The 578-nt window shown below is 64.5% G+C and carries 1 pseudogene; it reads right to left on the bottom strand.

Features of this window, described 5'->3' with window-relative positions:
• Positions 1 to 497 (bottom strand): annotated as a pseudogene (locus tag NFL01S_RS33815) (transposase); the annotation flags it as partial.
• Between the last annotated feature and the right edge of the window lie 81 nt (positions 498 to 578).

The following is a 578-nucleotide window of genomic DNA, read 5'->3' as shown; positions in this document are numbered from 1 at the left end:
GGCCCGGCACAACGCGTGCGCTTTGCGCCATCCCCACCGCGGATACGCCCGCGAAATCTCGCGGAGCCGCCCGGTGAGGACCCGCTCGGTCTCGGCCGGGCCCGGCGGGCGGCGGCGTTGGGTCGAACGGGGTTGCCCCGCGATCCGGCACGCTCGTCGTTCGGAAACCCCGAACCGCTCCCGCAGCACCTGAACGGCCCTGCGGCGGCGGTCCGGGCTCAGTAGTTTCCCCGGTTCAGCTCCTTGAGCATGTCGATATCGAGGGCCTGATCAGCGACCATCCGCTTCAACCGGGCATTCTCACGTTCGAGTTCTTTCAACCTCTTGGCGTCCTCGGATTTCATCCCACCGTATTGGTTCCGCCAGCGATGCCAGGTCGCATCGGAGATCTCGAGGTGCTTGCACACGTCCTCGATCGTGAAGTTCTCACCGAGTAGCCGCTCACCCTCGCGGAGCTTGCGGATGATCTGCTCGGGCGTGTGCCGACGTCGTGACATGGTGTGATCGTCTCCTTCTGCACCCATTCTGGTGCATCAGAACTCTCACAACTGGTGGACCCACCCACAGGGATCCAGTCA

This window comes from Nocardia flavorosea NBRC 108225, from assembly GCF_001613385.1.
Lineage (GTDB): Bacteria > Actinomycetota > Actinomycetes > Mycobacteriales > Mycobacteriaceae > Nocardia > Nocardia flavorosea.
This window is presented reverse-complemented; position numbering and strand designations above follow the sequence as displayed.